Raw genomic sequence first — 10242 nt, 5'->3', positions numbered from 1 at the left:
TATTATTATTCCACAGTAGCTCAGTGGTAGAGCTATCGGCTGTTAACCGATCGGTCGTAGGTTCGAGTCCTACCTGTGGAGCCATTTGGAGAGCTGTCCGAGTGGCCGAAGGAGCACGATTGGAAATCGTGTAGGCGGTTAACGCTGTCTCAAGGGTTCAAATCCCTTGCTCTCCGCCATTTTTATTTAATTAGCACAGTGGCCCGTTGGTCAAGCGGTTAAGACACCGCCCTTTCACGGCGGTAACACGGGTTCGAATCCCGTACGGGTCACCATTTATTTTTATCTACATAATAGTGGAGGATTAGCTCAGCTGGGAGAGCACCTGCCTTACAAGCAGGGGGTCGGCGGTTCGATCCCGTCATCCTCCACCATATATTATCATCGCGGGGTGGAGCAGTTCGGTAGCTCGTCGGGCTCATAACCCGAAGGTCGCAGGTTCAAATCCTGTCCCCGCAACCAAATGGTCCCGTGGTGTAGCGGTTAACATGCCTGCCTGTCACGCAGGAGATCGCGGGTTCGATTCCCGTCGGGACCGCCATTTTAAATTGAATAAGGCTCGGTAGCTCAGTTGGTAGAGCAAAGGACTGAAAATCCTTGTGTCGGCGGTTCGATTCCGTCCCGAGCCACCATTTTAAAAACAAATGTTTTTAAAATGCCGGTGTAGCTCAACTGGTAGAGCAACTGACTTGTAATCAGTAGGTTGGGGGTTCAAGTCCTCTTGCCGGCACCACAGTTATTGTGGAGGGGTAGCGAAGTGGCTAAACGCGGCGGACTGTAAATCCGCTCCTTCGGGTTCGGCAGTTCGAATCTGCCCCCCTCCACCATTTACAGGGGCATAGTTTAAAGGTAGAACTACGGTCTCCAAAACCGTCAGTGTGGGTTCGATTCCTACTGCCCCTGCCAATTATAAAATTAACATTGCATATATACGTGGCGATTGTGGCGAAGTGGTTAACGCACCGGATTGTGGTTCCGGCATTCGTGGGTTCGATTCCCATCAGTCGCCCCATTTATAAACGATATGCATATTCCAATATTGGGCTATCGCCAAGCGGTAAGGCAACGGATTTTGATTCCGTCATGCGTTGGTTCGAATCCAGCTAGCCCAGCCATATTTGCGGAAGTAGTTCAGTGGTAGAACACCACCTTGCCAAGGTGGGGGTCGCGAGTTCGAACCTCGTCTTCCGCTCCAATTTTAATAAAGTTATTTAGTCTTGAGTAAATGGCGGCATAGCCAAGTGGTAAGGCAGAGGTCTGCAAAACCTTTATCACCGGTTCAAATCCGGTTGCCGCCTCCATTTATTTACAAGCTGCCGGGGTGGTGGAATTGGCAGACACACAGGACTTAAAATCCTGCGGTAGGTGACTACCGTGCCGGTTCAAGTCCGGCCCTCGGCACCATTTATAATTTTAACTTGCCTTTTTTATTTTGCCGATGTGGCGGAATTGGCAGACGCGCACGACTCAAAATCGTGTTCCTTCGGGAGTGTCGGTTCGACCCCGACCATCGGTACTTTAGCTTTACTTGACAGGATGATTCCTGTTTTTATTTTTACTTATTGGTCGACAAATTTTGATAATATTTGCGGGTGTAGTTTAGTGGTAAAACCTCAGCCTTCCAAGCTGATGTCGTGAGTTCGATTCTCATCACCCGCTCCATACATATTGTTATCACAACGCAGTGTCTCGCTTTCAAAGCTGAGATGTTGCGTTTTTTATTTTTAGCGTAAATACAGCGTCTATCTTTTCAAGATAGACGCTGTATTTACGTACATCAGTTAATGACTTGATAGGTTGCTTCGCCGCCGTGAATTTGAATGAACATGTCACTTAGGGATTTAGTTAGTTTATAAGCCTGTTCTTCTGAAAGTGAAGGTTTTAAATAGATGAACTGTACAGCTTGTGTTGTCTTTTCAGTTACGTACGCTCGGTTAGAATCAACATAAGGGCTTCCGAAAGCTCCGAGGGCATCTTTTGAAATGATTTTATTTTCTAAAGAAATGTTACGTTCATTTAGAGCTTCATAAGACTCTTCTTTTTTACCGATAGTAAATTCAACGTGGCCCTCTAAATTAGAGGAATCATAAATTCCAATTGGTACTTCATATTGCAATGAAAAAAAGTTATTAATGTCCACAGCAGAATTGATAGAAGGCAGATACGTTTGTTTTCCTATTCGTCGAATTAAAGCTTCTATAGAAGGACGGTATTTACTTGGATCAGTACCAAATGTTTTGAAAAGCTTTCTCCACTCGCTAACACCTTTAAATTCTGTTACTTTTTTTGACTCAAGGTCGAAATAAATGGATTCTTGAAAAAGGCGTAGACGTCCTTTTAGCATTTGAGGAGAATCGCCAACTTCAATATTTTTATACTGAATGATTCCCATTTTAAAAGAAGGGCAAAGCTGTTTAATAGAGGGTGATAATGTAAAGTTCATTTTTTTGATCCTTTCTATTATAATTAGTATTTGTTCGTTTATAGATACCATCCTATCATTTCATTGAGTGAGAAAACAGTTCAATGCATGAATATATAGAATTTCTGAGAAAGGAGGCTATGACTCACTATGAATGCGTATCAGTTGAAGGAAGAAATTATTTCATACAGCAAGGAGATTGGAATCGATAAGATTGGATTTGCGAGTGCTTCTATGTTTGATGAATTAAAGAATCGATTGTTAGCACAGCAAGAGTTAGGTTATGCTTCAGGCTTTGAAGAACCTGATATTGAAAAGAGAGTAGATCCCACATTAGTTGTTCCAAAAGCTAGATCTATTATTTCAATTGCACTTGCGTATCCTTCTAAATTAAAGGATGCACCAAAGAGCACAAAGGAAGATCGCCGAGGGATCTTTTGCCGTGCTTCTTGGGGACAAGATTATCATACGGTTTTACGTGATAGGCTTCAAAAGCTTGAAGCTTTCATAAAAGAAAAAGTACCTGCAGCTATCCTTCAATCGATGGTAGACACAGGCGAGCTGTCGGACCGAGCTGTAGCGGAAAGAGCTGGTATTGGCTGGAGCGGTAAGAACTGTGCCATTATTACACCTGAATTCGGTTCCTACGTGTATTTAGGAGAAATGATTACAGATATCCCGTTTCCTCCTGATAAACCGATAGAAGACGGTTGTGGTACTTGTAATAAGTGCGTGGACGTGTGTCCTACCGGCGCGCTTGTAACAGGCGGTCAGCTGAATTCGCAGCGATGCATTGCCTTTTTAACCCAAACAAAAGGATTTTTAGCTGAAGAATTTCGAAGTAAATTAGGCAATCGTTTATATGGCTGTGATACATGTCAAACTGTGTGTCCTGAAAATAAAGGAAAAGACTTTCATTTCCACCCTGAGATGGAGCCTGACCCAGAACTTGCGAAGCCTAAATTAAAACCGCTTTTAACGATGAGTAATCGTGAATTCAAAGAGAAATTTGGGCATGTTTCAGGGTCTTGGAGAGGGAAAAAGCCAATTCAGCGTAATGCCATTATTGCACTGGCCCATTTTAAAGATCAAACCGCCGTTCCAGATTTAATTGAGTTAATTAAAAATGACGTTCGCCCTGTCATTCGAGGAACAGCGGCATGGGCGTTAGGCAAAATTGGTGATAAAGAAGCGTTAGATACACTTATGAACTTAAGAGAAAAAGAAAAGGACCAAGAAGTAATTGAAGAAATGTCAAAAGGTATAGAAATGCTTCAAGAGATCTAAACCGTATTTTTATTGATAAAGTTAGCTAATGAGTCATAGCGTATAATAAACGCTTAGAAAAGTGGTGACATTATGCTAACAAAAAGGAATGTATTATATACTTTAATTAAAGCGCGTGCGGACAGCTATGTAAAAGGTGAGCTTCATGAGGACTTTAAGCCTTTCATTGAACATCAGTGTGAACTAAAGCGGTCTCTTATAAAAAAAAGAGATGTTGATGTTTTAAAATGTAACATGAAAGGTTCTATTCAATCTGCTCATAGGGATCAGGAAGAAACAAGAGTATTATATAAGGTGCACATTCAGGCATTTTTAAAACAAAACGATTTTTTCTATATAGAAGAAGAAATTGAAGATCGTTTAGCTCTTTTTTATAAAGATACGCTTATTCAAGATGAGCTGCTGGTAAAGAATTTTTCTGAAGATGAGGTTAACATGGATGTAGAAGAAGTAGAGCAAGACGAAGAAAGAGCCTCTTATTATGATCGTCTTGCGGCTGTTCAGTATGCAGAAAAATATTGGGATAAACCTAATGAAAGTTATAAGCAGTTTGAGGTAAACTGCACCAACTATATTTCACAGTGTTTGCATGCAGGAAAGGCGCCGATGCGAGGATATCCTAAAAAAGCAAACGGATGGTGGATGAGAGGGAACGCCTGGAGTTACAGCTGGGCAGTTGCTCATTCCATGCACAGCTATTTAAGTAACTCCAAATCTGGACTTCGGGCTGTGCGGAAATCTTCAGCAAGCGAACTTGTCCCTGGAGACGTTATCTGCTACGATTTTGAAGGAGATGGAAGATGGAATCATACGACGATTGTTGTAGCAAAAGACGGTCACGGTATGCCTCTTGTGAATGCGAACACGTATAATAGTCGAATGAGATATTGGGCTTATGAAGATTCAACGGCTTACACGCCAAAGATTAAGTATGATTTTTTCCATATCGTTGATCGGTAAGACTTTCGTTTTAGCAAGTTAGTGGTATAATGATGAATAGATTTGTTAGCAGAGGTGAAAATTCGTGGGAGTACACGTAGTATTATTTCAACCAGAAATTCCAGCAAATACAGGAAATATTGCGCGAACATGTGCAGCAACCAATACGACGCTGCATTTAGTGCGACCGTTAGGCTTTTCAACAGATGATAAAATGTTAAAGCGAGCTGGATTGGATTACTGGGAATTTGTAAATGTGGTGTATCATGATTCATTAGAAGAAGTATTTGAAAAGTATCCTGAAGCAGGTTTCTACTTCATCACAAAATTTGGTCAGCAGCCACATACAACATTTGATTATAGTGACTTAGAGCAGGATCATTTCTTCGTATTTGGAAGAGAAACAAAGGGTCTGCCAAAGCACATTATTGAAGAGAACATGGAGAGATGTCTTCGTTTACCGATGACAGAAAATGTTCGTTCTTTAAATTTATCTAATACAGCAGCTATTTTAATCTATGAAGCGCTGCGCCAACAAAATTATGCTGGTTTATCTTAAGTAAAAAGCGAGGTTCAAATTTTATTGAACCTCGCTTTTTTATTTATGTCGACGATGATATGTAGTGGTTATTTTTTAACGCCCGGTTTATCATTGTATCCCGCTCTGAAGATGGATGCTAAAAAAGCAATTGTTACTCCTAATACTAAAAGTAAGCGCATTGATTTTCCTCCTCAATCTAATTAAAAGGATTATACAGCTATTACAGTTAAAACCCGACTTCCCATATCTCATGATGTGTAATAATGACAAAATAACTCTTATAGAGACGTAAGTTCTCTAACAACGTTTAACCGTTCCTTCTTACTCTTTTATTATAGCTAATAAATACTTCACTGTGAATGCCTAGCAAGGACAAATTTCTGAATTTTACAATTTAAAAAGCATGTTCAAACATTTTGCTGCATAGATTGTATTAATCTTGTTCACTAGCACCATAACTAGTAGGGGAGGTCCTTTAATGGATATATTAAAGAAAGTTGAAAGATACCGCGAAGAAGAGAATCGTCTTAAGTGGGAAGGGACATTTGAAGAGTACCTAAAGCTGATTAAAGATGAGCCTTTAATTGCTCAGCCTGCACACTCTAGAGTATACAACATGATAAAGGATGCAGGAATTGAAGAGGTAAATGGTAAAAGACATTATAAATTTTTCAGTGGACAAATGTTTGGACTTGAAGATTCGCTAGAACGCTTGGTGGAAGAATATTTTCATCCAGCTGCAAAGCGTTTAGATGTTCGTAAACGTATTTTACTTTTAATGGGTCCAGTAAGTGGTGGTAAATCGACGCTAGTGACCATGTTAAAAAGAGGGCTTGAAGCTTATTCGCTTACCGATCGAGGAGCTGTTTATGCTATTAAAGGATGCCCAATGCATGAAGATCCGCTGCATTTAATTCCACATCATTTACGTAAAGACTTCTTTGAAGAGTATGGTATCCGAATTGAAGGAAACTTATCTCCTTTAAATACAATGCGATTAGAGGAAGAGTATGGCGGCAGAATTGAAGACGTCATTATCGAACGCATTTTCTTCTCAGAGGACAAACGAACTGGAATTGGAACGTTCAGTCCTTCTGATCCGAAATCTCAAGACATTGCCGACCTAACAGGAAGCATTGACTTTTCAACAATTGCAGAGTATGGATCTGAGTCAGATCCGCGCGCTTACCGCTTTGACGGAGAGCTTAATAAAGCAAACCGGGGAATGATGGAGTTCCAGGAGATGCTAAAATGTGACGAGAAATTTTTATGGCATTTACTCTCTTTAACCCAAGAAGGAAACTTTAAAGCAGGAAGATTTGCTTTAATTAGTGCAGATGAATTAATCGTAGCGCATACAAATGAAACGGAGTATCGCTCGTTTATTTCCAATAAGAAAAATGAAGCTTTGCATTCACGAATTATTGTCATGCCTGTTCCATATAACTTAAAAGTAAGTGATGAGGAAAAAATTTATGACAAAATGATTCGTGAAAGCGACGTATCAGATGTTCATATTGCCCCTCATACGTTACGTATTGCGTCTATCTTTACTACGTTAACAAGATTAAAAGAGCCTAAAAAAGGCGATATCGATTTATTAAAGAAAATGCGCCTATACGACGGTCAATCTGTAGAAGGCTATAACGATGCAGACGTAGAAGAGTTACAAAAAGAGTATACGGATGAAGGAATGAGCGGTATTGATCCTCGTTATGTCATTAATCGCATTTCATCTACCATCATTCGAAAAGATATTAAATCAATCAATGCATTAGATGTACTGCGTTCATTGAAAGAAGGGTTAGCACAGCATGCGTCTATTTCTGCTGAGGACCGAGAGCGTTACCTGAATTATATTTCTCTGGCGCGTAAAGAATATGATGAAATTGCTAAAAAGGAAGTGCAAAAAGCGTTCGTTTATTCGTACGAAGAGTCTGCTAAAACATTAATGGATAATTATTTAGATAATGTCGAAGCATACTGCAACAAAAATAAGCTTCGTGATCCGCTAACAGGAGAAGAGTTAAATCCAGATGATAAATTAATGCGTTCAATTGAAGAACAAATTGGTATTTCAGAAAATGCAAAAAAAGCATTCCGCGAAGAAATCTTAATTCGTATTTCCGCTTATGCACGTAAAGGAAAACGATTTGATTATAATTCCCATGAGCGCTTACGCGAAGCGATTCAGAAAAAATTGTTTGCGGATTTAAAAGACGTAGTGAAAATTACAACGTCCACTAAAACACCAGATGAGCAGCAGCTGAAGAAAGTAAATGAAGTAGTGGCTCGATTGATTGATGAGCATGGATACAATTCAGTATCTGCTAATGAACTGCTGCGCTATGTAGGAAGTTTGTTAAATCGATAACTCAGTACTAACAAGAAAACATGGCACTTCCGATCTGTGCCATGTTTTTCTTATCTTTAAAATACTCTGCATAATTAGGCAAGTGTGTAGTACGCATTGCACTTAACCATCATATGATAAGTCATAAACATATACATGACACTAGACACTATAAAATGAATAGTTAATAGTGAAAGAATTAGTTAGCAAGTATACCATTCTTGCGCATAGGATAAGAGTAACCAACCTTTGAAGTAAAGGTATTTGTCAGAAACTTTCGGTATAGCTTATGCATGCCGAGTAAAAACGTGCAGGTGTTTTTTAAATAAGGAGGGGAAAAGCGTGGGAAAAGAAGTAGATAAAAGTTTTGCTGTCTCAAAAGAAGACTGGTCCCTCCATCGTAAAGGCCACGATGATCAAAAAAGACATCAAGAAAAAATTAAAGAAGCAATTAAAAATAATTTACCGGATTTAATTACAGAAGAAAATATCGTGATGTCCAATGGAAGAGAAGTTGTTAAAATCCCGATCAAATCATTGGATGAATATCGAATTCGGTACAATTATGATAAAAACAAACATGTGGGTCAAGGTGATGGAGACAGTAAAGTTGGGGATGTAGTAGCACGTGACGGATCTGCTGGAGATGGTCAAAAAGGAGCAGGAAAAGGTCAAGGAGCAGGTGACCAGGCTGGAGAAGACTACTTTGAAGCGGAAGTGTCCCTCATGGAGCTTCAAGAGGCTTTATTTGCTCAATTAGAACTGCCTAATCTTCAGCGAAAAGAATCTGATCAAATTGTTGTGGAACACATTGAATTTAATGATATACGACGTACAGGTTTGATGGGGAATATTGATAAAAAACGAACGATGATGAGCGCTTATAAGCGAAACGCAATGACAGGAAAGCCTGCTTTTCATCCTATTTATCCTGAGGATCTGAAATTCAAAACGTGGAATGAAGTTATAAAGCCAGAATCTAAAGCAGTCGTTTTAGCTATGATGGATACGAGCGGTTCGATGGGCATATGGGAAAAATATATGGCACGAAGCTTTTTCTTTTGGATGACACGCTTTTTACGTACGAAATACGAAACAGTGGAAATTGAATTTATTGCGCATCATACAGAGGCAAAAGTAGTGTCAGAAGAAGACTTCTTCTCTAAAGGAGAAAGTGGAGGAACCATCTGCTCATCTGCTTACCGAAAAGCGCTTGAATTAATTAACCAAAAGTATGATCCGAGCCGTTATAATATTTATCCGTTTCATTTTTCAGATGGTGATAACTTAACTTCAGATAACGCAAGGTGTGTAAAGTTAGTAAATGAATTAATGAAAGTGTCAAATATGTTTGGGTATGGGGAAGTGAATCAGTACAATCGACATTCCACTTTAATGTCTGCGTACAAAAATATTCAAGACGAAAGCTTTAGACACTTTATTTTAAAACAAAAATCAGACGTTTTTCACGCGATGAAGAGCTTTTTTAGAAAAGAGACCGAAGACCAGAAATATGCATAACCTAAAAGGCCTAGACTTGTTATCTAGGTCTTTTTTATGCGGTTTATTCAGCGCTTCTTTGGAGATAGTAAAAGTACGACCTTATCCAAAAGGAGAATAAGTGAATGAACGAAGATATAAAGAGTGAAATGCAAAAACGTCAACAAAATCAGCGGTTGAATGCAGCCGAGTTAGGTTACTTATGGGCGCAATATTTAGGTGATACGCTGTATGTATGTGTTCTTGGTTACTTTCTATCTGTTGTAAAAGATCCAGAGATTAAAGAACTCTTAAAAAAAGCACATCAGTTTTCACAAACCCATGTAGATGAATTAACGGAATTATTCAGTTCAGAAAAAATTCCAATACCAGTAGGGTTTGGGGAACAAGATGTGAACAAAGGAGTTCCTGCTTTATTTGATGATATTTTTATGGCTATTTATGTAAACGAAATGGCCATTGGAGGTATGAAGAAATATGCCAGGGCGCTAAGCGCAGTGAGAAGGCAAGATATTTATGATCACCTATCTCGATGTGTAAAAGAAAGCGACATTCTTTTAGAGAATTCTAACCACGTTATTTTAAGAAAAAGCATGCTGATGAGACCTCCAGTTATTCCTTATCCTGTAAAAGTGAATTTTGTTGATGAAAAAAAATTTATATCACCATTTTTCTCACAAATGCATCCTTTAACTTCTTTAGAGGTTACGGCTATTCAAGAAATTGTTAATACAAACGTATTAGGCAAAACGCTGATGCTGGCCTTTAGTCAAGTAGCTACCACACAAAAATTACGCTCTTATTTTTTTGATGGAGTCAAGCTTGCAAGTAAGCAAATCAAGCACTTCACCGAGTTACTGTCTGAAGCTGATTTACCAAGTCCGAGGCTGCTTGATGCATATGTAACCAACTCAACGATTTCACCGTTTTCAGATAAGCTGATGATGTATCATACTTCTACAGCGGTGACGATCGCTATTGATAACTGCGGTGCTGGTTTGTCTATGGCCTTCCGTTCGGATGTAGCAGTAGAATTTTCTCAGCTAATTGGGCGCATAGGGAAGTACGGAAAAGATGGAATTCGAATTATGATTGAGCAAGGGTGGATGGAAGAACCTCCAATGGCAACTGATCGTAAGAAGCTGGCAGAGAAATAAGAAAGATATGTTGTGGATTATCAGTAATTTTGCGGTGCTGAAA

The 10242-nt window shown here is 39.3% G+C and carries 7 protein-coding genes and 17 tRNA genes; 23 read left to right on the top strand and 1 reads right to left on the bottom strand.

Annotated features, from left to right (window positions below; all coding sequences use genetic code 11):
• Positions 1–9: 9 nt before the first annotated feature.
• The 17 genes from N178_RS23805 to N178_RS23725 all read left to right on the top strand — a co-directional run bounded on the left by N178_RS23805 (position 10) and on the right by N178_RS23725 (position 1662).
• Positions 10–84, top strand: a tRNA-Asn gene (locus tag N178_RS23805).
• 3 nt (positions 85–87) lie between these two features.
• Positions 88–179, top strand: a tRNA-Ser gene (locus tag N178_RS23800).
• Positions 180–200: 21 nt separating this feature from the next.
• Positions 201–275 (top strand) — tRNA-Glu (locus N178_RS23795).
• A 23-nt stretch (positions 276–298) separates the two neighbouring features.
• Positions 299–374: transfer RNA gene (locus N178_RS23790), tRNA-Val, on the top strand.
• A gap of 11 nt (positions 375–385) precedes the next feature.
• Positions 386–462: transfer RNA gene (locus tag N178_RS23785), tRNA-Met, on the top strand.
• A 3-nt stretch (positions 463–465) separates the two neighbouring features.
• Positions 466–541: transfer RNA gene (locus N178_RS23780), tRNA-Asp, on the top strand.
• 15 nt (positions 542–556) lie between these two features.
• A tRNA-Phe gene (locus tag N178_RS23775) sits at positions 557–632 on the top strand.
• Positions 633–657: 25 nt separating this feature from the next.
• Positions 658–733 (top strand) — tRNA-Thr (locus N178_RS23770).
• Between the two features lie 10 nt (positions 734–743).
• A tRNA-Tyr gene (locus N178_RS23765) sits at positions 744–827 on the top strand.
• Positions 828–832: 5 nt separating this feature from the next.
• Positions 833–906, top strand: a tRNA-Trp gene (locus N178_RS23760).
• Between the two features lie 30 nt (positions 907–936).
• A tRNA-His gene (locus N178_RS23755) sits at positions 937–1012 on the top strand.
• Between the two features lie 28 nt (positions 1013–1040).
• A tRNA-Gln gene (locus tag N178_RS23750) sits at positions 1041–1115 on the top strand.
• 5 nt (positions 1116–1120) lie between these two features.
• A tRNA-Gly gene (locus N178_RS23745) sits at positions 1121–1195 on the top strand.
• Positions 1196–1227: 32 nt separating this feature from the next.
• Positions 1228–1301, top strand: a tRNA-Cys gene (locus tag N178_RS23740).
• A 14-nt stretch (positions 1302–1315) separates the two neighbouring features.
• Positions 1316–1404, top strand: a tRNA-Leu gene (locus N178_RS23735).
• Between the two features lie 30 nt (positions 1405–1434).
• Positions 1435–1516 (top strand) — tRNA-Leu (locus N178_RS23730).
• Positions 1517–1588: 72 nt separating this feature from the next.
• Positions 1589–1662: transfer RNA gene (locus tag N178_RS23725), tRNA-Gly, on the top strand.
• A 115-nt stretch (positions 1663–1777) separates the two neighbouring features.
• Here the strand turns inward: N178_RS23725 and N178_RS23720 are convergent.
• Positions 1778–2443 (bottom strand): B3/B4 domain-containing protein, encoded by a 666-nt coding sequence (locus N178_RS23720; protein ID WP_045295310.1) that lies wholly within the window; start codon positions 2441–2443, stop codon positions 1778–1780.
• Positions 2444–2572: 129 nt separating this feature from the next.
• On the opposite strand from N178_RS23720, the gene queG reads away from it, so the two are divergent.
• The 6 genes from queG (at position 2573) to N178_RS23690 (ending at position 10199) form a co-directional block, all read left to right on the top strand.
• Positions 2573–3709 (top strand): tRNA epoxyqueuosine(34) reductase QueG, encoded by a 1137-nt coding sequence (gene queG / locus N178_RS23715; RefSeq protein WP_033580873.1) that lies wholly within the window; start codon positions 2573–2575, stop codon positions 3707–3709.
• A 72-nt stretch (positions 3710–3781) separates the two neighbouring features.
• On the top strand, positions 3782–4669 hold the full coding sequence (locus N178_RS23710; protein ID WP_045295309.1) for an amidase domain-containing protein: 888 nt from the start codon (positions 3782–3784) through the stop codon (positions 4667–4669).
• A gap of 64 nt (positions 4670–4733) precedes the next feature.
• Positions 4734–5207 carry a tRNA (uridine(34)/cytosine(34)/5-carboxymethylaminomethyluridine(34)-2'-O)-methyltransferase TrmL gene (gene trmL / locus N178_RS23705; protein WP_016762878.1) on the top strand — a complete coding sequence of 158 codons (474 nt, stop codon included), beginning with the start codon at positions 4734–4736 and terminating at the stop codon, positions 5205–5207.
• 460 nt (positions 5208–5667) lie between these two features.
• Positions 5668–7563 carry a PrkA family serine protein kinase gene (locus N178_RS23700; protein WP_013055179.1) on the top strand — a complete coding sequence of 632 codons (1896 nt, stop codon included), beginning with the start codon at positions 5668–5670 and terminating at the stop codon, positions 7561–7563.
• Positions 7564–7884: 321 nt separating this feature from the next.
• Positions 7885–9063 (top strand): sporulation protein YhbH, encoded by a 1179-nt coding sequence (yhbH, locus tag N178_RS23695; RefSeq protein WP_028412691.1) that lies wholly within the window; start codon positions 7885–7887, stop codon positions 9061–9063.
• A 104-nt stretch (positions 9064–9167) separates the two neighbouring features.
• On the top strand, positions 9168–10199 hold the full coding sequence (locus N178_RS23690) for a DUF3231 family protein (RefSeq protein WP_045295308.1): 1032 nt from the start codon (positions 9168–9170) through the stop codon (positions 10197–10199).
• Positions 10200–10242: the final 43 nt, after the last annotated feature.

This window comes from Priestia aryabhattai B8W22, assembly GCF_000956595.1.
GTDB lineage: Bacteria > Bacillota > Bacilli > Bacillales > Bacillaceae_H > Priestia > Priestia aryabhattai.
Note: the sequence above shows the minus strand (reverse complement) of the source record. Positions and strands in the feature narration are given on the sequence as shown.